We start from the raw sequence: 19,336 nt of genomic DNA, 5'->3' as shown, positions 1-19,336 counted from the left end.
TCATAATGGATGTGCCGGGCCGTCAGGCTCACAATCCCGACTCCCGAGGCAAAAAATGTCCGAACAAGCTCCCCAAATTGACCTGAATTTCCCGCTCTCCGGAAAAGTCGCCATCGTGACTGGAGGTGCCTCCGGCATCGGTGCCGCAATATCCAGGGCTTTCATCGCCAAAGGCGCCAAAGTCGCAGTGCTCGACATCAGCGCCGACATCGCCAAAGCCAAGGCCGGGGAACTCGGCGAAAACGCAAAGCCGTTCGTTTGCGATGTTTCGAGCCAGCAGTCGGTCAATGACGCAATCGCGGCAGTTAAAGATCAGTTCGGTGCAATTGATATTGCGGTCAATAGTGCCGGCGTCGTCTATCTGGCACCTGCGGATGAGATTTCGGTGAATGACTGGGACAAGACAATCGCCATCAATCTCAAGGGGAGCTTTCTTGTCACCCAGGCCGTGGGCCGCGCCATGATCGCGGCGGGCAGAGGTGGCAAGATCATCAATCTCGCCTCTCAGGCTGGTACTGTCGCTATTGAAGAACACGTCGCCTACTGCGCGTCGAAGTTCGGCGTCATCGGCATGTCGAAGACATTCGCAGCCGAATGGGGCAAGCATGGCATTTGCGTCAACACGCTTTCTCCGACCATCGTGCTCACGGAACTCGGCAAGAAGGCCTGGGCAGGTGAAAAGGGTGAAGCCGCAAAGAAGCGCATCCCGGCAGGCCGTTTTGCCTATCCGGAAGAGATCGCCGCCGCTGCCGTCTTCCTCGCATCTGCTGGAGCCGACATGATCACAGGCGCCGATCTTTTGATTGATGGCGGCTATACTATTCTTTGAGCCCAGCGCTCATTCATCTTACAGGAGATACCATGCAGCGCTTCATCAACAATCCGGACGAAGTTGTCGAGGACACCGTAAAGGGCTTCGTCAAAGCTCACTCCGACATCGTTAGGCTTGCGGAAAACCCACGCGTCATTGCTGCGAAAAACGCCCCTATTACCGGCAAGGTCGGTGTCGTTACAGGCGGAGGTTCGGGGCACGAACCGGCCTTCATCGGCTATACCGGCAAGAACATGCTTGACGCGGTGGCCGTTGGCGAACTGTTTTCCTCGCCAACCGCCAAGAGCTTTCACGACGCCATACGCGAAGCGAATGGCGGCAAGGGCGTCGTTGTCCTCTACGGCAACTATGCTGGCGACAACATGAATGTGAAGATGGCGACCAAGCTGGCCGCCAAGGACGGGATCGACGTTGCGACAGTTGTTGCAAATGACGATGTTTGCTCGGCTCCGGCCGACGAACGCGAAAAACGCCGCGGTGTTGCTGGCGAAATTTTCATGTGGAAGGTAGGCGGCGCAAAGGCAGCAAGCGGAGCCACGCTTGAGGAAGTTCGTGCTACAGCGCAGAAGGCCATCGACAATTGCCGTTCGATCGGCGTTGGGCTGGGACCGTGTACCCTACCTGCAGTCGGTCATCCAAATTTCGAAATCGCGCCGGGAACGATGGAAGTCGGCATCGGCCATCACGGCGAGCCGGGCGTTCGCGTTGAACCGCTAAAGCCCGCAGCCGAGGTTGCAAAAGATATGTGCCAGATCGTGCTGGATGATCATGGGCTGCCGGAAGGAACCGAAGTTGCCGTCCTTATTTCGGGGCTTGGCGCAACGCCGCTTAACGAGCTCTATATTCTCAACGACACGATCGAATCTGAAATTCGGGCTCGCGGACTGACAATCCATCGCACATATATCGGCAATTATTTCACTTCGCTTGAAATGGTCGGTGCAACGCTGACGATCATGGCGCTGGACAACGAGTTGAAAGAATTGCTCGACGTGGAAGTGCGCTGCACCACCATTCTGTAAGGAAGAAACCTGTGCAAACACTCAATAACGCAAAAGCCGGAGGCATCGTGCTGGCAATGGCCGACCGGATTGTCGAGAACCGCGCTTATCTCAGCGAAATCGACGGTAAAATCGGTGATGGTGATCACGGCGTCAACATGGCCAAGGGGTTTAACATGGCCGCCGAGCGCCTGAAGGGAAAGAACGAGGCTCTTGCCACTTCGCTCGATACGCTTGGCACCGTGCTCATGACCGAGATTGGCGGCTCGATGGGGCCGCTTTATGGCGTGATGTTCACCGAGTTCGCGGAGAAAATCGACGGCATCGACAATATCGATGCAGCTGCGTTCAGTCGCATGCTCCACGCCGGGCTTGAAGGCATCCAGTCAATCGGCTCTGCCAAAGTCGGCGACAAAACCCTGCTGGACACGCTCGTGCCAGCCGTCGAAGCCTTCGATGAAGCCACTGCCGCCGGAAAGAGCTTTGCCGAGGCACTCGAAGCTCTAGTAGTAGCTGCTGAGAAAGGCCGGGATTCGACGATCGACCTGGTGGCCAAGATCGGCCGCGCCAGCCGTCTTGGCGAAAGGTCGCTGGGTGTTCTGGATGCCGGGGCGACATCCTGCGCTATCATCCTCAAGGAACTGTCCGACGGGGCACGGGCACGGTTGCAGTAAACAGCATCGACAATCAGGCAGGCCCGGTGCACCTTCAGAAACCGGGCCTGCCAGCTTTGTGACAGAACGCCAACAAAAACATTGTATTGCAAGACAACCGGCAGATAGAAAGAAAAAACACGGGGATCAGTGCAGACAAGATGGCGTCAAACGGAAAAACAACCGCAAGCAAAATCGGACAGGTGGAACCGACTGACGGGATTCCGCTGCGCTATGGGGACGATCCTTATGTCTGGGCTTGTTGGCTCTATTACGAAGACGGACGCACGCAGGGCGAAATCGCCGAGATCATGGGAATTTCGCGGGCTACCGTGAATAGCTATCTTGCGGATGCTCGCAGCCGCGGTATCGTGAACATCTCAATCGAGCCCGCGCGCCTCGGTTCCCTCGCAATCGCACAGGAACTCAAACGGCATTTCGGGTTGGGTGACTGTCTTGTTGTGCCCAATGACGACGGAGCCCATACGCTTATCGACCGGCTCGGAACAGCGGCGGCACAGGCAATAGCCAAGCTTCTGAAATCTGGTGATACACTCGCCCTTGCCTGGGGACGAACAGTCCTCGCCATCGCTGAGAATACCCGGATATCGAATCTTCAGGACGTAACAGTGGTACAGGCTACAGGCGGAACGCGTGCCAGTTTCGCTTACACGCCAGAGCTGTGTGCGGCAGCCATGGCACGAGCGACGAATGCGCATCTCGTCAACATTACGGCACCGGCCATCGTATCCAGCCCAGAGGTAAAAACGGCGATTATCGGGGAGCCGATTATCCGCGAGCAGTTCCAAGCGCTGCATAATGCGAACAAGGCGCTGTTTGGCATTTCTTCGCTGCGACCGAATTCGACAATTCATACCAGCGGGTTCTTTGAGAACGTATCCATACAGGAATATCTAGCCAAGAATGCAGTTGGAGTCGTAGCGGGGCGCTTCATCGATTCTCACGGACAGCCAGTGTCCGGCCCGCTTGACGGCAGAACTATCGGCATCACGCTTGACAGGTTGCGAAACATTGACATGCGCATCGCTGTGGCAGGCGGTTTCGACAAGGTACCGGCAATTCTTGCCGCCTTGCGCGGCGGTTACATCAATATCCTGATTACCGACGCTGCGACAGGGCGCGGTATTCTCAACGCGGACGGCGTGACTGAAATTGACACCAAGCTTTCTCAGAAGCTGCGTGCGGAACCAGCTAATGCGCCCAGCCAATATCGTACCCACATCAAGAAGTTTCTGAACAGCCCCGACGATGTCGTCGAAGAAATGCTCGACGGGGTCATCAAAGCACACCAATCCTATTTAGCCCCGATCAACGGATCGAAGCGCGCACTGGTCGCGCGTAATGGTCCCCGCTTGGGAAAAGTGGGATTGGTGATCGGTGGCGGGTCGGGACATGAACCCTGCTTTTTGGGATATGTCGGCAAGGGGCTTGCCGATGCCGTAGCAATCGGCAACGTCTTTTCCTCGCCTCCCCCTGCTCCCATTCTCGAATGTGCGAAAGCCGCTTCCGGCGGTGAAGGTGTCCTCTTTGTCTACGGAAACTATGTGGGGGACGTCATGAATTTTGAAATGGCGGCCGAAATGGCGCAGGAAGCTGGCATTCCCACACGCACAGTTCTGACGACAGACGATATATCGTCTTCTCCTGTGGAGGATCGCGACGGACGGCGTGGCGTGGCGGGAAACTTTTTCATTTTCAAGGCAGCCGGTGCAGCATGTGATCGCGGCATGTCCCTAGAGGAATGTGAAGCAGTGACGCGTAAGGCCAACCGGCGAACCTTTACGATGGGTGTTGCGCTGGAACCTTGTTCACTGCCTCAAACACGCCGTCATAATTTCGAAATCGGCGCTGAAGAAATGGAAATAGGCGTGGGTATCCACGGCGAACGCGGCGTCGTTCGGGAGAAAATGATGTCCGCCGACGCGATCGTCGATCACATCATGGACCGGATTTTCAGCGAGATGAATGCATTGCCTGGAGACCGGGTAGCGGTGCTCGTAAATTCGTTCGGCTCAACGCCCCTCATGGAACTCTACATTCTGTTCAGACGTGTTGAACAACGCCTGAGCGCCAAGCAAATAACAATCGAAGCCAATTGGATCGGCCACTATTGCACATCGCTGGACATGAACGGAGCATCCATATCCATCATGCACCTCGATCAGGAATTGTCCGATCTCTTGTCGCATCCTTGCGATACGGCTTTTCTGCGAGCCAACTGATTAAAGCCGCTTTCGGCGGTTACATGAATTCCAGATTATCTGGGAGGTACAAATGCAGAATACTGCAACGCGTCGTCTGAGCCGAATGTTCCAACTTATCGCCTTTTCGATGAAGGAGGAAAAAGACCGACTTTCCGATCTCGACGGAGCGATTGGCGATGCGGACCACGGTATCACCATGGTTCTGGGCTTTTCAGCGGTCAACAACGCGCTTGCCAAAGTCGATCTGGAGCAGACACTTCCTTCCGAAATTTTCGCTACAGCCGCAGCAGCCTTTCTCGACGCCGTGGGCGCTTCCACCGGACCTCTCTATGCAACAGCATTTCGTTATGCTTCGAAGGCACTGAAACCGCGCGAAAGCCTCGACACCGAGGGGCAAGCCATCATCATTGAGGCAATTACACGAGGCATTCAGGACCGTGGAAAGGGGCAACGAGGCGATAAAACCATGTTGGATGCATGGGTTCCTGCTATGGAAACGGCAGTTGACGCGCAAATACACGGCTTGAGCGGTTTTGAAATGTGGAACAGAATTCTCGAAGCAGCAGCCAAGGGCGCCGATTCGACCCGTTCTATGGTGGCGGCGCGGGGGCGCGCTGCCCGTTTGGGTGAGCGCTCGCTCGGACATATCGATCCGGGAGCAGCTTCAGCCGTCATTATCCTGCGCGCCATGCGGGACAGCTTCGACGAGACCAACTAAGTGACAGGCCGCAGCCCACGATGTAGAATTATCATGGATATGGGAAAGCCATCGGCCCGATTTTCAGAGCAATGCCGCAGAAGCCACAAGAGGTACACCCTGACCGGTTGACGATCAGCGGCTGATCGCCTCGGTGGTCGTACTCGGCGCAAGAATTTAACCCCAATTATCGATCAGCTCTTCTGTGCAAACCAGTTCGAGCTGTTCGCTAAACCGCTGATGGCAAAGGGAAATGATCGCGTCGTGCGTCTGGTCGGAAACACTGCACACAGCATCGGTTACCACGATTACTCGGTATCCCCGATCCACTGCGCCCAATAGCGTTGCAAGGACACAAAGATCGGTCTCCGCGCCGCTGACGATCAGGGTGTGAATGCGCCTTTTATGCAGATATCGCTGGAGGAAGCCTTCGGTCCACGGGGAGTAAACGGTCTTGTCCAGCAAAGCGGCAGGTGGCGAAAATTCCCGCAGCGGTGCGACCAGCTCAATAAGCCATGGATCGACGCGCTCCAAAGTAAGGGTTTCCCATTTGCGGTAATAGCCTTTCCATGCTCCAACCGCCGCATCTGGTGTTTTGGGAGGTATGAAGCGGGTGAAAACCGTGTCCTCGCTGCGGCGGGAACAAATATCAATGATATTGGGCAAGATTGCCTCGACCCATGGGACGTGCCAGGGCGATGCGGGGCCGAAGAGGTTCTGCATATCAATGCAAAGATGCATGCAGCCCTCTCGCAGGTTGCCCCGTAAAAGCCCGGTTTCCAAAGGCATGTTATCCTTCGATCCTTCCCACGACACCCTGGCTGCTGGCTCCCTCGATCATAAGCAACATCCGCGCCAATGCTTCGTTCACCGCATCGGCCGGGGAAAGTTGGACACACTGAGGGTTTTGAAAGTAAACGGAAACGGTGTTGCCGGAATCGTCAAAGAACTGAACGGAATAGGCTTCATCGTCTTCTATCGAAACGACCTGTGTTGCCATCATCATCTGCCAAACTCCTGTTAGACTTGCCGAACTCGCCGGGACGACTTTCGTTCCCGGCATATTTCGTGAAGCAGACGAGCGTCGACATGCGAGCGATGATTCGCGTTCTCTCTCACCGCGATCGACCTCAAGGAGTGTACGCTAGCGTACACTCCCGATAATAAAGGGAACCAACTGAAGGGCACAGTCTTACTTCACCGGTGAAGGAGGAAGACACCATGCCATCAAAATCGGATTTCGAAAAAGAGGTATTGGCGCTGTTGCCTGCATTGCGCCAGTTCGCCCGAACGATGTGTCATCAGAGTTCCGACGTGGATGATCTGGTGCAGGAAACACTTCTGAAAGCCTTGCGCCATCGAGACAGGTTCACGCCTTTCGGCTCGCTCAAGTCGTGGCTGTTCACCATTATGAAAAACACGTTCTGCACCAGGATCAAGAGAGCCCAGCGCGAAAATACTATTGAAACGTGGGAGGAACCAACAATAAGCGCTCCTCAAGAGCTGGCGCTGGAATTGCAGGATGTCGGCGAGGCATACAGTAAGTTGTCGACCGCCCATCAAAAGGTGCTCGATTTGATTATATTTAGCGGGCTAAGCTACGAGCACGCTGCGGCGGAAACCGGCTGCACGATCGGAACGATCAAAAGCAGGCTGAACAGAGCAAGAGCACGGCTCGAAAGCAATTTATACACTGGTGAAAAAAGCGGTTCGAAACAATGATGATGCAGGGGCGGCGACTTTACTGACAGTTCAGACGCGAAACGGCGGCAACGCGCTTCTGGAACCAATCATTCTTCCGCAGGTTCCCTCTGATGACGAACGACCGAGGTACACCAAATGTCTTTCCCGCCGCAACATGCCGGGGCCAATAAGCTCCTGGCACTGCTTTCTCCGTCTGACTATGATGCCGTCATCCACGAAACGACATATGTGGAACTGCCCCGCGGCAGGATACTGGCGAAAAGGGGAAAGCCAATCGAAAACGTCTATTTCCTCACGGCTGGCATCGGTTCGATTGTGGTTACCACGACAGAAGGACGCCAGGCGGAAGCGGGAATCTTCGGGTTTGACGGATATATTCCGACCTCCGCTATCGCGGGGGTCGAAACCAGTTCTTACGATGTGTTCGTGCAGGTCGCGGCGGAAGGCTACGAGATGCCTTATGACAAGTTTCGCCGGTGGATGGAAGGAAACCGCAGATTCTCCAAAATCATGATCCGATCTATTGAAGCCTTTTCCATTCAGCTTGCCTATACTGCGGTCTCGAACGCTATTCATGACGTCACGCAACGATTGGCACGATGGTTGCTGATGTGCGATGATCGAATATCAGGCCATGAGATAGCTCTTACCCACGAATTCCTGTCGGTCATGCTTGCCGTTCGGCGCCCCAGTGTCACCACTTCACTCCACATCCTTGAAGGATTGGGACTGATCAAGTCGGAACGTGGAGTCGTCATTATCCGTAATCGCCAAGAACTGGAGCGCTATGCTCGGGATGCCTATGGCTGGCCCGAAAGGGAATCCGCACGGCTGATGCAGGGAATTGGATCAGTCTACGACACTTTGGAGTAAGACCTATAAATTTGGTGATACGGGCCACTGAGACTTACCGGTAAATATCGTAATCGTCGTGCATGTACTGGGAACCGTGGCTTCTCGCGTAACCATGCCCTGCATATGTTGCGGCAGCGATAATACCGGGCGAAAGGCAGTCTCCAATGCGTTCCACCGTTTCCAAACCGTGGTCCCTCCATTGATGTTTCAACGCTATCAGTTCACGCCAAAGCTGATCGTTTGGCAGGCGCGACGTGACCGGGACCAGCGTGGCACAATTGATCGTGCGGATTTTTCCAGAATAGCAACAGGCGATATCGAGCGTATCATCTTTACGACCGGCCAGTTGATGCAATGGGATAATCTCGACACCTTTTTCGATCAGGCGGCGCTGCACGCGACTTTGTTCGAGCGTGTGTTCCGTCCATGGCGCAACAATCGGGGCAGGAGTGACGAAGGTCACGGCTCGCCCTGATGAAGCGATAAGTTCTGCAAGAACGCTCGCCATATAGTAGCGATCGTCATCGAAGACGACGACCGGGCCATCGTTCATAAGCGCCTCAACACCATTTTCGAGCAGCGCGTTGATCCCGACAGTCGCCCCTTCGGCGAGATAATCGAGCGGATCGCGATGAACCCGCCCCACCCCATCGTTTCGCCAGCGCGCGCCTGTGGCGATTGCCACATGCGGGATGCCATAGGAAAGTATATCTTCGGCGCTAAGCCGGCTATCGAGATAGAGTTGCGCATTCGGCAACTGCAGCAATTGACCAAGACGCCAGTCACGCACACGGCCCCAGGCAGCAAGCCCGGGAAGACGGCATTCCTGCGCGACGCGGCCACCCCATTCCTGTGCCGCATCGGCCAGCATCACATCCGCGCCGCGCTGCGCCATGGCGCGCGCCGCTTCCAACCCGGCGGGCCCACCCCCAATGACGAGCACAGATTGCTGCTCCTTAAGAGGCGGGATGATTTCCGGGTGCCAGCCTTTACGCCATTCTTCGCCTATGGTCGGGTTTTGCGTACACCGCATCGGCGCAACCGTGTTATCGCTGGCCGTGCAGATATTACAGCCGATGCATTCGCGGATATCATCAATGCGGCCGTCGCGAATTTTCGCAGGCAGAAAGGGATCGGCAATCGACGGTCGAGCCGCGCCTATCAGATCGAAAATGCCTTTTTTTACCGCACGCACCATCGCGTCGGGAGAAGTATAACGCCCCACCCCGACAACGGGTTTTGAGGTGAGAGGCTTTACAAAGGAAACGAATTCCTCTTGAAAACCTTCCTGCGAAAACCGGGAGGTTTGGCTGTCGTTGGACCAATTGGAGAGGTTGACGTCCCAAAGATCGGGTTCGTCGGCAAGCGCCGCCACAACATCGCGCCCTTCACCATCATGGGTCAGACCCTCAGGGCCTAAAAACTCCTCAACGGCAAACCGCACCGCAATCGCGCATTTATCGCCCACCGCGTCGCGCGTATCAGCAATCACCTCACGAAAAAGGCGGAGGCGGTTTTCAAAGCTCCCACCGTATTCATCAATGCGCTTGTTATAACGGTTAAGCAGAAAATGCTGCAGAAGCGTCATGTCATGACCGGCATAGACATAAATGATGTCGAAACCTGCGCGCTTGGCGCGCAAAGCTGCGTCTCGATGCCATTTGCGGAATTGGGCTATATCGCTTTTATCCATAGCGCGCGCCTGAACAGGATCTTCCACATCGACCATAATGTCGGACGGTCCAATCGGCGAAAGTCGCGTCAGCCGGTTAGCGATGTGGATGCCGTTGTGCACAAGCTGAATGGCTGCGAGGCTTCCCTGCTCATGCACTGCCTCTGTCAGTTGAATAAGACGAGGAATGTCCTTGTCGTCCCACAGTCGTCCCTGATTGGACGGGGTGATGTCGGAAGTGGGATGTATTTCGGTTTCCTGTGTGGCAATGACGCCCCAACCGCCTTCCGCTTTCATGCGCCGCATGTGGCGGTCAGCATCGGGATAGCGATGGCCCATGCCGCTGCAATGCGGCACCTGATAAAAACGGTTAGGCGCGATGACCGGACCGATCTTGATGGGTTCGAAGAGTATGTCGTAACGTGGATCGCGCATGGCATAGTTCCATTGTTCCGGAAAGCGCGGCTCCGCTTCGCCGGTCAGGCATTATTGGTTTTGTTTACACAAGGGTTCCGGCTTCTTCTGAATCACGCTTCGAAGCCTGGAGAGGCTCTACAAAGCGCGCCCAAAGTGGTGCTCGCAGGATCGTTTATCGTTGAAGTCACAATGCGGATGTTGAAGCGGAAAGCGTCACAGCGACTTCGCCTGCATGAACATCCCCTTGGCTCGGCATAGCTTTCGCGATTGCACCTCCCGGATTGGATTTCCCACTGCCCTTTTGAATATCTCCCCGAGCAGTCGTTATGCCGAAAGCTACACACAGCCAAGTTATTATGCAAGTGCATAATAACTTACCGCAACGCTTTGCCTTTGGCGTCTTATATGCGAGAAAATAATCCAAAGGAGAGTTGCGCTTCATGCCGAGCCTGTTCAAACGCGCCCCAGAAAGCGAACGCCGTCGCGAACTGATTGAAGCGACATTGGAATGTATATCCGAGGTCGGAATTCAGGCGACGACCGTGCGCGCAGTTGCAGCTCGCGCCGGTGTAACGAACGGGCTGATACGCCATCACTTTGAAAATAAAGCCAATCTCATCGTCGAAGCTTATCGTCGTACAATGGAGTTGATCACCGCCTCCAGCATGGCAATATTGGAAGGGCGAGAGGGGAAACCGCAGCAGCGGCTACTGCAATTCATCAGGGCAACGCTGGAAGGTGAGGCTTCCGATGATCGGATGCTGTCGCTTTGGGCCACGTTCATCAGCCAGAATCGCGTGGACCCGATGATTATGGCGGTGCGAGATGAAAGCTATGCAAATCTTCGCCGGGCAACCGAGCCGCTGCTCGCCGAAGTATTCACTGCACAAGGGCGAGAGTTCACACCTGCGGAAATCGAACGCGCTGCCATTTGTGTGCACGCCATTCTGGATGGCCTATGGCTGGAAGCTTGCCTTGATCGAACGCGCGAGAAAACGGATATGTTTGTGGAACTTGCAGAAGAAATGATTGAAAAGGTTCTGGATACCTCTCTTTCCGACAACTGAAAGTTGTCCCGGTCACCTTCAGGATATTCGGATTGAGGATGACGCCAGGGATGCCGATGGATATTTTATGAATGCCGATCAGTTCCGAAATACAGATGATTGCCAGTACGAATGCGTGCAATCAGATATGACGCATCGCAAATTTAGTATTCCCCTTCACGCGGGCCTCCTTGTTTTTCTCCATACGCGCTGTGCTTCAGTTTGGATTGAAGTACCAGCCTCGGGAGAAGGAACTCTGCGTTGCTTCCGTAACAACGGCGGTTGACTGCCAGCGCTCGCGGATCAAAGAGCCGCCATTCCGCTTGCAGCCTCCCCACCGTTTAGAGCATGAACAGGATTACCGCGTCCGGGGGAACCTTTGCGTTTTTCAGCTCTTTCGGACAGCGCTCGCTGCCTCATATCGGTCCCAGCAATCGCCAAGCTCCCTTGACAGTTTGTGCTTCATGATGCGCTGGCTGGGCGTGCGCTCAAACTCATCGATCACCGCGATGTAACGTGGATTCTGATAGGCCGCGAGACGGCTCGTCAGCCATGCCGAAAGTGCCGCCGGATCGACTTCGCAACCGGATTTCGGCTTGACGAACAGCTTTATGTCCTGCTCGCCGATTTCGGCGGCAACGCCGATAATCGCGCAGTCTTCTACCGTTGGATAGGCTCCGGCTATATGCTCCACTTCCCATGCGGAAACATTCTCGCCCTTGCAGCGTACACTATCGGTCAGGCGACCATGGAACCAGAGATTGCCATCCGCATCGAAGGAACCGGAATCGCCCGTATGAAGCGCACCGTTGCGCAGCGTCTTCTCGGTCGCTTCGGGATTGCGCAAATATCCGCGGAACAAGGCGCCCTCAATGGAAGACCGCACAACGATCTCACCTTTTTCACCCTTTGCAACGGGTTTTCCGGTTTCGTCCAAAAGCTCAACCGTGAACCACGGCATTGGCTTGCCAACGGCGCCGACGGTCCCGTTATCGTTGCAGGTGGTGATGCTCGAAGCTTCGGTCATGCCATAGCATTCGCGCATTTCCACCCCGAAGCGGTCGCGGAAAAGCGGCCAGACTTCCTTCGGACAGCCACCGCCCCAGGCTATGCGCACCGAGTGATCCCGATCGGAAGCGCTTTCCGGCTGCTTCAGCAGTATTTGCAGGATTCCGCCCAGATAATGGATATGGGTCGCGCCATATTTGCGGACCTGTGCCCAAAAACGGCTGGCACTGAACCGGTCGACCATCGCGAGCGTGACGTCTTCCAGCGTGGGCAGAACAATGAGCTGCGCACCGCCGATATGATAAAGCGGTTCCCAGACAAAAAATACGTCGCCCGGGTGCACCAAGGTCAGTTGCCGTACGGCTTCTCCAGCAAGACGCATCATGCCGTGGGTAACAAGTACACCCTTTGGCCGCCCGGTCGTACCGGATGTATACATGATTGCGAAGAGATCACCTGCAGCCGGCAATTCTTCGCCGTGGCTTGAGGCGCCTTGCGCGACGATCTCCTGCAACGATCCTTCACCGGAGGTCAGGATGAAGGCATGCGCTGGCACTTCCGCGCCGCATTCGCGAATTGTTTCCTGGGCATCCGGATCGCAGATGACCACACCGGGTTCACAATGTTCCAGAATGTAGCGCAGCCCCTCGCCTCGCTGCTGCGCATTGACAGGCACCCAGACAATGCCGGCCCGGGCAAGGCCGAACAACACTGCCAAGGAAAGTTTGGAGTTGCGCATCATCACGGCAGCGCGGTCCCCGTGCTTTAGCCCGCGCGCGTTGAGATGTGCCGCAAGTGCTGCAGATTGGCGGTCAATGGCGGCAAAGGTGATCGGCTGGCCATTGAAAAGTGCAAAATTCTGGTCCGGCTTTTGCGCAGCCTTGCTTAGGAAGCTTCCGAGGAAACCTTCAAATTTCACAGTCATGGGAGGCACTCTGTTTTGATCAGGAGGAGCGGCGGAGTTTTTCCGCCGCCAGAAGAAGCGTTGTGACGATGAGGAAGACGACCACCGATACAGCGGCGAGCGTCGGATTGAGTTGGAGGATCATGTCGTCCCACATCTGCTTGGGCAGGGTGGTCTTGATGCCGCCGCTGACAAAGATTGCGACCGTCAGTTCATCGAAGGAGGTAATGAAGGCGAAGAGGAACGCCGCCGTCAGCCCGCTGCGGATGAGCGGTACGGTGACAAAACGCAGCGCCTGTGCCTTGTTCGCACCGAGCGTGGCCGCGGCCTGATCGAGACGCCAGTCATAGCTTTTCAGGATCGCGGCAATCGCAACGAAAGCAAAGGGCAAAGCCAGCACCGTATGGCCGATCACGAGACCGGTATTGGTGGCCACGAGACCAATCTGGGCGAACAGATAAAACAGGCCCACCGCTATGACGATACGCGGAACGATCATGGGGGCGAGGAAAAAGGCGAAGATCAGCCCGGCCCAACGCGACCGCGAGCGCGCGAGCGCCAGTGCCGCAAAGCCGCCGATGACCGTCGCGAAGATTGCCGTTGCAAAGGCCACACCGAAAGATCGCACGGTTGCCGATAACCAGAGATCGGAGGTGAAATAGGCACGGAACCAATCGAGACTGAAACCGGGAGGCGGAAATTCCAGAAACTGCGAGCTGGTGAATGCAATCGGGATAACGATCAGCGTCGGCAACATCAGAAATGCGCACGACAGAAAGCAGTAAATTCCCAATAGGCGCTTCGTGATGGCTTGTCCGAGCAAAGTACGGATAGCCGTTGCAATGCGGCTGGATGCAAGCGCGCAGACTTCGAGAACGCGCAAGCCGGTATTTCGCAGAATACCATTCTTGCCCTTGTGTGCAGCCCCCGTATCACCTGAAAGGCTCGAAAGGCCGAAGACGCGATCATAGACCCAGCATGTGACAAGGGCTGCTATCAGCATCATGGCAGCTAGCGCCCCCGCGAAGGCCCAGTTCAGGATTTCCTGTACCTGGACGATAATCAACTGTGCAAGCATGGTCTGCTGGCGCCCGCCCAGAAGGGCTGGAACGATAAAGAAGCCGAGGGAAGAAATGAAGGTGAGGAGCCCGGCCGCAGCCGCACCCGACAGGGATAACGGGAAATAAACCAGCCAGAAACTCTTGGCCGAATCCGCCCCCAGCGTGCCCGAAGCCTGCGTCAGCCTGCGGTCGATCCCGCTCATGACCGGCAGCATGGTCAATACGGCAAGCGGCAGCATGGCATGAACCATGCCTATCATGACGCCGAACTCATTATGCAGCATTTCGAGCGGTGAGCCTATCACGCCCGAACCGAGGCCAAGCTGATTGATAACCCCTGTACGTCCAAGAAGAATAACCCACGCAAAACTCTTCACGAGATAGCTCGTCCAGAACGGCACCATGACCAGCAAAATCATCATGCCACGCTTGCGTTCCGGCAGACGCGAAAGCCAATAGGCGAGCGGGTAGCCGAATAGGAGCGAGAACATCGTCGTCAGGGCTGCAATGCGAAACGTGATAAGCAAAACACGAAAATAGACGTCCGTGTCGAAAATTCGCGTATAATGCGCACCGGTAATCGCTCCGGTATCCGCATCTTCCAGGCTAAGGCCCATCAACCGCGCAACGGGGACGAGGAAGAAGATAATCAGGAAGGCGAGTCCCGGCACAGCCAGCCACAGCGGACCGAAACGGTAACGGAAACGCGTCTTCGCGCCCGCTTGGGAAACCGCAGCGATACTCATGGCGTCACCAGAACAGCCGCTTCCGGCTGCCAGCTCAGAGTAACGTTTTCGCCCAGCGCCGGGATCGGCTGTCCCGGTAATACGCGCACCGTCAACAGACGCGCTTCTGCGGCATCCACCAATACACGCGTCTCGGAACCCGCATAGACCACTTCCGCTACCCGACCGCCGACACGGTTTGCACCGGCGTCGCCGAGTTCCATATGCTCGGGCCGCACCACGAGCGCCATCTCGCCATCATGGACGTCGCATGCCTTATCAAGGAGAAGCTTTGCATTCTTTGTCGAGAGGTGCTTTCGACCGTCACTGCTCACTTCGATATGGCCGCGGAATATATTGGAAATTCCGATAAAGTCGGCAGCAAAGGCAGTCGTGGGACGGGAATAGATTTCCTGCGGCGGCGCGATCTGCTCAACCATTGCATGGTTCATCAAGCAAATACGATCCGAAAGAGCAAGCGCTTCCTCCTGATCATGCGTCACATAGACAATGGTCGCGCCGGTCTGGCGATGCAACCGCTTGATTTCGAATTGCATATGCTCACGCAACTTCTTGTCGAGTGCTCCCAGCGGTTCATCCATGAGGATGATGGAAGGCTGATAGACAAAGCAGCGGGCGAGAGCCACGCGCTGTTGCTGACCGCCCGAAAGTTCGCGCGGAAAGCGTGATGCCAGGTGAGCGAGCTGCACCATTTCCAGCGTACGTTGCACCTGTGCCTTTACATCGGCAGACTTCTGGCCACGCATTTTCAGCGGAAAGGCTATGTTTTCCTCGACGGTGAGATGCGGAAACAAAGCGTAATGCTGGAAAACAAGGCCAATATCGCGCCTGTGCACCGGCGTATCCGTTTCATCCTTGCCGTCGATGAAGAGACGGCCTTCGCTTGGCATAACGAGACCGCTGATCATCTGAAGTAGCGTCGTCTTGCCGGAACCCGAAGGTCCAAGAAGCGTCAGAAACTCGCCCGGCTGCACCGCAATATTTGTCGGTTTGAGCGCGATGGTTTCGCCGTAACGCTTGGATAGTCCGTCAACGAGAAGTTTCGGCTGAAGAGCCTGTTCGGGTTTGGCAAGCATGTCGTTCCCTTTAAACCCGGAGCCAGCGGCCTGCCGGTCGCTGCTCCACCTTTTGTTATTTGATATTGTGCAGTCAGGGAGACCTTGTTGGCCGCCCCGGTTCGGCTTTGCCCGAGTACAGCCTAGCCGAGTATCCAGGCATTGAAGCGCTCGGTCATTTCCGACCGATTGGCGCTCCACCAGTCTTCGCTGGCGATGCTCATCTGTTTCAGATTGGCCTCGAAGGTCGGCAGCGACGATGCGCGTTCTGCGGGAATATGCTCATAGGCCTTCAGGTTGGTCGGGCCGTAAGCAAGGAATTCCGTGAACAGCGCCTGCTGCTTCGGTTCGGTGCAGAACTTGACGAACTGGCGCGCAATTTCGGCGCGCGGCGATCCTTTCGGGATACCCCAGCCTTCGATGGAATAGAGGCCTTGGTTCCAGCCGATTTTCACCGGAGCGCCGCCGTCGATGACGGCTTGCGCACGTGCGTTCCACAAAGCGATCATGTCCACTTCGCCGCTCTGGATAAGCTGGCTCGACTGGGCGCCGCCCGTCCACCAGACATCCACATGCGGTTTGATCTTTTCAAGGCTGGCATAGGCGCGTTCGACATCGAGCGGATAAAGCTTGTCGAGCGGAACGCCGTCGGCGAGCAATGCCTGTTCCAGCGTATCGATCGGATTCTTGCGCAACGACCTTCGGCCCGGAAATTTCTCGACGTTCCAGAAATCCGCCCAGGATTTCGGCGCCGCCGCATCATCAAATTTGTCGGTGCGATAGGCCATTATCGTTGAATAGACATCGACACCAAGCCAGACCTCGGTCAGAGAATCCGGCATCAGGCCCGGAGCATCGGCGGCAACGATACCGATCGGCTCAAGCAGATCGCGTTTCTGGAGGATATCGCGCGCCGACAGTGTCAGTGTGCACACATCCCAGCTATAGGAACCGGTCTCCACCATGGCGCGAAACTGCGCTGTCGGTTCGGCATCGCGCGCCACGTTGACGACCTGGATACCCGTCGCCTTTTCAAAAGGATCGTAAAAAGCCTTGCGATAGCCGGGGCTGTAAGGACCACCCGGATCGGCGACCGTCAGTTGCTCGGCTGCTGCGGCGCGACGCGTGAGAATGGCCGGTGCGGCAAGTGCTATGCCAAGCCCGCCTCCGAGCTTCAGCAAATCCCGGCGATGAATTGTAATCGTCTTCCCATTTTTCATTGTTTTTCCCTCCGGCATGTCATTCAGTTATGCGATGTCAAGTCGCCCGCCCCGTTTCGGGGCGGGCGGCAATTGGCTGGTCAGGACGCCTTGCGGGCCGCACGCTCGGCGAGAAACTGCTCCATCATGCGGGCCGGCTCGCCCGATGCATAGGCTTCCTTCTGGATGCGCGATCCGGCAGCCAGACAGTCGCGGAAACCTTCTTCCGTCATTTCGCGGAAGCGCTGCTTGTTAAGGCGCATGGCCACCGGCGGCTTGGCGCCGAGTTCCCGTCCGAGCGCGACAGCTTCATCCAGAACCTTGGACTGATCAACGATGCGATTTATGATGCCGATGGCGCGGCATTCGTCGGAATCCATCAGGCGGCCGCTCAGCGTCAGGTCGATGGTGCGGGCGAGGCCAATGATCTCCCGCATGATCCACGGACCGGTGGTGCTGGCGATGCCGGAATTGATCTCCGGTTGGCCCATGCGGACGCCGGGGTGGCCAATACGGAAATCGCAGAGAAGCGCGACCTGAAAGGCCGACCCGGCGGCAACCCCATTCAGCGCTGCGATCAGCGGTTTGGAAAGCGAACGCATACGATCATAAAGGCGTTCCCATTCGCCAACCCATTCCTTGCCGTGCTCAGCATCGAACGTCCGGGTTTCATTGAGATCCTGACCAGCGCTGAACGCACGGTCACCCGCTCCCGTCAGCACGATCGCCCGGATATCGTTATCTCCTTCAAACACATCGAATGCCTCAATGAGCTGGCGGCGCATCGCGCTGTGCCAGGCATTGAGAATGTGCGGACGATTGAGCGTGATGATGCCGACCTCGCCGCGACGCTCGGTCAGGATAAAGCGATCCATTGTGTTCTCCCTTGGGGTTATGCGCTTGCCACTTTATTATTGCATTGCAATAAGTATTATGTTATGGTGATTTTATTGTATTACAATGTCAAGTGTCTTTTCAGATTCTTGATCATTCTGCTATTAATCGACGATTATCTCAGGCGGGTTTTTGATGGTACGCAAAGCAGAAAAGTCAGTGAAATCAGACGGCGAGAGCGTAGGCAACGATCGCGATCCGCTGCTCGTGCAGTCAGTCGAAAAAGCATTCCGGGTCTTGGGGGCCTTTGATGGCAGCAGACCCACCCTCAGCCTGTCGCAGATCGCTGAGGAGACCGGGCTGGACATTTCTGCAACCCAACGGTTCACGTACACGCTGACCAAACTTGGCTATCTGACGAAAAGCAGCGAAACAAAGCGTTTCGAACTCGGTGTAAAAGCGCTGGACTTCGCCTATCATTATAGTCGTGCCAGCGTGCTCGTCGAACGCGGTACGCCATATCTCCTTCATTTGAGCAAAACCACGGAAGAGACGGTAAATCTGACGGTTCTTGACGAGACGGACATCGTTTTCGTGCAGCGTTTCATGAGCCGTCACGTATTGAACAACGATGTGGTCACCGGCATGCGTTTGCCCGCCTATTGCACGGCACCCGGCATTGCTATCCTCTCGGCGTTGTCAGAGGCGGAAGCGAACGCTGTGTTGGACCGGTCGCATCTGCACCCCTACACGCCACACACCACGTGGAATCGTGACGAGTTGAACGCCAAGCTCAAACAGGCGGCGGCCAAAGGCTATGCGACTGCGTTTGAAGAATATTTCCACGGCGATCTGTCCTTCGCATCGCCCATCCTCGACGCGCGGGGGCATCCCTACGGTGCGATCAACATTGCTGTATCGCGCAGCCGCTACACGCCGGAGGAAGCAGAAGAGAAATATGCGCCTCTCGTGACGGCCGCGGCTCGTTCCATCTCCCTTATTACAAACGCGAGGCGCTAGGAACGACCAACATTCAGGGTTTGCCTCTGCAGCGTATAGCCGAAATCGCCTCAGGAGAAGATAAAGTCATCAGCAGAAAGATCAGAGAGCGTGGCGCCCTCGATGAGAATGCCGTAATTGTCACGACCAGCGATGGCGAAGTAAACGCCGTCCGCCGTGTCGAGGAGGCGGCAAAAAGCCCCCGGCGTGGAGCCGGGAGCTTCAAGTTTTTCGGTGGTCCTTCCTATGTCAGGCGGTCTACCACTTGACCTTGAAACCGACGGTCCCCTTGAGGGTGTAGCTGTCGGCGAAGTGGTTGAGCGCGGTGTTAATTGTGCCCTCGCCATAGACGGCATATTTGTTGTCGGCCCAGGCATAGGTGCCGCCAGCGCCGATACCACCCCAGGTCCGGTCATTGTCGGTGTCGA

Annotated in this window: 18 protein-coding genes; 9 read left to right on the top strand and 9 right to left on the bottom strand. The window is 56.1% G+C overall.

Annotated elements, in window-relative coordinates; translation table 11 throughout:
• Positions 1-55: 55 nt before the first annotated feature.
• The 5 genes from F9K78_RS06365 (at position 56) to dhaL (F9K78_RS06345) (ending at position 5,429) form a co-directional block, all read left to right on the top strand.
• The gene (locus tag F9K78_RS06365) at positions 56-829 is read left to right on the top strand and encodes an SDR family oxidoreductase (protein ID WP_121986619.1); all 774 of its coding nucleotides are present in this window, start codon (positions 56-58) and stop codon (positions 827-829) included.
• A gap of 32 nt (positions 830-861) precedes the next feature.
• A complete protein-coding gene (locus tag F9K78_RS06360; protein ID WP_121986618.1) occupies positions 862-1,854 on the top strand; it encodes a dihydroxyacetone kinase subunit DhaK in 993 nt (330 codons plus the stop codon).
• Positions 1,855-1,865: 11 nt separating this feature from the next.
• On the top strand, positions 1,866-2,507 hold the full coding sequence (gene dhaL, locus F9K78_RS06355; RefSeq protein ID WP_121986617.1) for a dihydroxyacetone kinase subunit DhaL: 642 nt from the start codon (positions 1,866-1,868) through the stop codon (positions 2,505-2,507).
• A 140-nt stretch (positions 2,508-2,647) separates the two neighbouring features.
• On the top strand, positions 2,648-4,729 hold the full coding sequence (locus tag F9K78_RS06350) for a bifunctional sugar-binding transcriptional regulator/dihydroxyacetone kinase subunit DhaK (protein WP_121986616.1): 2,082 nt from the start codon (positions 2,648-2,650) through the stop codon (positions 4,727-4,729).
• A 52-nt stretch (positions 4,730-4,781) separates the two neighbouring features.
• Positions 4,782-5,429 carry a dihydroxyacetone kinase subunit DhaL gene (gene dhaL, locus F9K78_RS06345; protein ID WP_121986615.1) on the top strand — a complete coding sequence of 216 codons (648 nt, stop codon included), beginning with the start codon at positions 4,782-4,784 and terminating at the stop codon, positions 5,427-5,429.
• 156 nt (positions 5,430-5,585) lie between these two features.
• On the opposite strand, the gene F9K78_RS06340 is transcribed toward dhaL (F9K78_RS06345), so the two are convergent.
• Positions 5,586-6,197, bottom strand: a complete 612-nt coding sequence (locus tag F9K78_RS06340) for a cysteine hydrolase family protein (protein WP_121986614.1) — start codon at positions 6,195-6,197, stop codon at positions 5,586-5,588.
• Between the two features lies 1 nt (position 6,198).
• Complete coding sequence (locus F9K78_RS06335; RefSeq protein ID WP_121986613.1) at positions 6,199-6,414, bottom strand: hypothetical protein; 216 nt, start codon at positions 6,412-6,414, stop codon at positions 6,199-6,201.
• Positions 6,415-6,629: 215 nt separating this feature from the next.
• Here F9K78_RS06335 and F9K78_RS06330 point away from each other — a divergent pair, with 215 nt between their 5' ends.
• Entirely contained in the window at positions 6,630-7,130 is a 501-nt protein-coding gene (locus tag F9K78_RS06330) for an RNA polymerase sigma factor (RefSeq protein WP_121986612.1), read from the top strand.
• 117 nt (positions 7,131-7,247) lie between these two features.
• Positions 7,248-7,985, top strand: coding sequence for a Crp/Fnr family transcriptional regulator (locus F9K78_RS06325; RefSeq protein WP_121986611.1), 738 nt, complete (start codon positions 7,248-7,250; stop codon positions 7,983-7,985).
• 34 nt (positions 7,986-8,019) lie between these two features.
• Here F9K78_RS06325 and F9K78_RS06320 read toward each other — a convergent pair whose 3' ends face one another.
• Positions 8,020-10,074 (bottom strand): oxidoreductase, encoded by a 2,055-nt coding sequence (locus F9K78_RS06320; protein WP_121986610.1) that lies wholly within the window; start codon positions 10,072-10,074, stop codon positions 8,020-8,022.
• Between the two features lie 422 nt (positions 10,075-10,496).
• On the opposite strand from F9K78_RS06320, the gene F9K78_RS06315 reads away from it, so the two are divergent.
• Complete coding sequence (locus F9K78_RS06315) at positions 10,497-11,123, top strand: TetR/AcrR family transcriptional regulator (RefSeq protein ID WP_121986609.1); 627 nt, start codon at positions 10,497-10,499, stop codon at positions 11,121-11,123.
• A gap of 367 nt (positions 11,124-11,490) precedes the next feature.
• Here F9K78_RS06315 and F9K78_RS06305 read toward each other — a convergent pair whose 3' ends face one another.
• The 5 genes from F9K78_RS06305 to F9K78_RS06285 all read right to left on the bottom strand — a co-directional run bounded on the left by F9K78_RS06305 (position 11,491) and on the right by F9K78_RS06285 (position 17,950).
• Complete coding sequence (locus F9K78_RS06305) at positions 11,491-13,035, bottom strand: AMP-binding protein (RefSeq protein ID WP_121986662.1); 1,545 nt, start codon at positions 13,033-13,035, stop codon at positions 11,491-11,493.
• A 19-nt stretch (positions 13,036-13,054) separates the two neighbouring features.
• Complete coding sequence (locus tag F9K78_RS06300) at positions 13,055-14,821, bottom strand: ABC transporter permease subunit (protein WP_121986608.1); 1,767 nt, start codon at positions 14,819-14,821, stop codon at positions 13,055-13,057.
• The gene (locus tag F9K78_RS06295; RefSeq protein ID WP_121983907.1) at positions 14,818-15,897 is read right to left on the bottom strand and encodes an ABC transporter ATP-binding protein; all 1,080 of its coding nucleotides are present in this window, start codon (positions 15,895-15,897) and stop codon (positions 14,818-14,820) included. The genes F9K78_RS06300 and F9K78_RS06295 overlap by 4 nt, the downstream gene beginning before the upstream one ends.
• A gap of 122 nt (positions 15,898-16,019) precedes the next feature.
• The gene (locus F9K78_RS06290) at positions 16,020-17,096 is read right to left on the bottom strand and encodes an ABC transporter substrate-binding protein (protein WP_121986607.1); all 1,077 of its coding nucleotides are present in this window, start codon (positions 17,094-17,096) and stop codon (positions 16,020-16,022) included.
• 80 nt (positions 17,097-17,176) lie between these two features.
• Positions 17,177-17,950: an enoyl-CoA hydratase/isomerase family protein gene (locus F9K78_RS06285; RefSeq protein WP_121983909.1), complete on the bottom strand. Its 774-nt coding sequence runs from the start codon at positions 17,948-17,950 to the stop codon at positions 17,177-17,179.
• A 154-nt stretch (positions 17,951-18,104) separates the two neighbouring features.
• Between F9K78_RS06285 and F9K78_RS06280 the strand changes: the two genes are divergently transcribed.
• The gene (locus tag F9K78_RS06280) at positions 18,105-18,929 is read left to right on the top strand and encodes an IclR family transcriptional regulator (protein ID WP_121986606.1); all 825 of its coding nucleotides are present in this window, start codon (positions 18,105-18,107) and stop codon (positions 18,927-18,929) included.
• Between the two features lie 237 nt (positions 18,930-19,166).
• On the opposite strand, the gene F9K78_RS22315 is transcribed toward F9K78_RS06280, so the two are convergent.
• On the bottom strand, positions 19,167-19,336 hold a 170-nt coding region (locus F9K78_RS22315; protein ID WP_151682103.1), incomplete at its 5' end, for an autotransporter outer membrane beta-barrel domain-containing protein.

The sequence above is a fragment of the Brucella pseudintermedia genome (assembly GCF_008932435.1).
In the GTDB taxonomy this organism is placed as follows: domain Bacteria; phylum Pseudomonadota; class Alphaproteobacteria; order Rhizobiales; family Rhizobiaceae; genus Brucella; species Brucella pseudintermedia.
Note: the sequence above shows the minus strand (reverse complement) of the source record. Positions and strands in the feature narration are given on the sequence as shown.

What these genes read in the sequence shown, in the direction of transcription:
- F9K78_RS06315 (WP_121986609.1), top strand. Translation starts at nt 10,497, where the DNA reads ATGCCGAGCCTGTTCAAACGCGCCCCAGAAAGCGAACGCCGTCGCGAA.
- F9K78_RS06325 (WP_121986611.1), top strand. Translation starts at nt 7,248, where the DNA reads ATGTCTTTCCCGCCGCAACATGCCGGGGCCAATAAGCTCCTGGCACTG.
- F9K78_RS06280 (WP_121986606.1), top strand. Translation starts at nt 18,105, where the DNA reads ATGGTACGCAAAGCAGAAAAGTCAGTGAAATCAGACGGCGAGAGCGTA.
- F9K78_RS06320 (WP_121986610.1), bottom strand. Translation starts at nt 10,074, where the DNA reads ATGCGCGATCCACGTTACGACATACTCTTCGAACCCATCAAGATCGGT.
- F9K78_RS06295 (WP_121983907.1), bottom strand. Translation starts at nt 15,897, where the DNA reads ATGCTTGCCAAACCCGAACAGGCTCTTCAGCCGAAACTTCTCGTTGAC.
- F9K78_RS06300 (WP_121986608.1), bottom strand. Translation starts at nt 14,821, where the DNA reads ATGAGTATCGCTGCGGTTTCCCAAGCGGGCGCGAAGACGCGTTTCCGT.
- F9K78_RS06290 (WP_121986607.1), bottom strand. Translation starts at nt 17,096, where the DNA reads ATGAAAAATGGGAAGACGATTACAATTCATCGCCGGGATTTGCTGAAG.
- F9K78_RS06350 (WP_121986616.1), top strand. Translation starts at nt 2,648, where the DNA reads ATGGCGTCAAACGGAAAAACAACCGCAAGCAAAATCGGACAGGTGGAA.
- F9K78_RS06285 (WP_121983909.1), bottom strand. Translation starts at nt 17,950, where the DNA reads ATGGATCGCTTTATCCTGACCGAGCGTCGCGGCGAGGTCGGCATCATC.
- F9K78_RS06360 (WP_121986618.1), top strand. Translation starts at nt 862, where the DNA reads ATGCAGCGCTTCATCAACAATCCGGACGAAGTTGTCGAGGACACCGTA.
- F9K78_RS06335 (WP_121986613.1), bottom strand. Translation starts at nt 6,414, where the DNA reads ATGATGATGGCAACACAGGTCGTTTCGATAGAAGACGATGAAGCCTAT.
- F9K78_RS06330 (WP_121986612.1), top strand. Translation starts at nt 6,630, where the DNA reads ATGCCATCAAAATCGGATTTCGAAAAAGAGGTATTGGCGCTGTTGCCT.
- F9K78_RS06305 (WP_121986662.1), bottom strand. Translation starts at nt 13,035, where the DNA reads ATGACTGTGAAATTTGAAGGTTTCCTCGGAAGCTTCCTAAGCAAGGCT.
- F9K78_RS06365 (WP_121986619.1), top strand. Translation starts at nt 56, where the DNA reads ATGTCCGAACAAGCTCCCCAAATTGACCTGAATTTCCCGCTCTCCGGA.
- F9K78_RS06340 (WP_121986614.1), bottom strand. Translation starts at nt 6,197, where the DNA reads ATGCCTTTGGAAACCGGGCTTTTACGGGGCAACCTGCGAGAGGGCTGC.
- dhaL (WP_121986615.1), top strand. Translation starts at nt 4,782, where the DNA reads ATGCAGAATACTGCAACGCGTCGTCTGAGCCGAATGTTCCAACTTATC.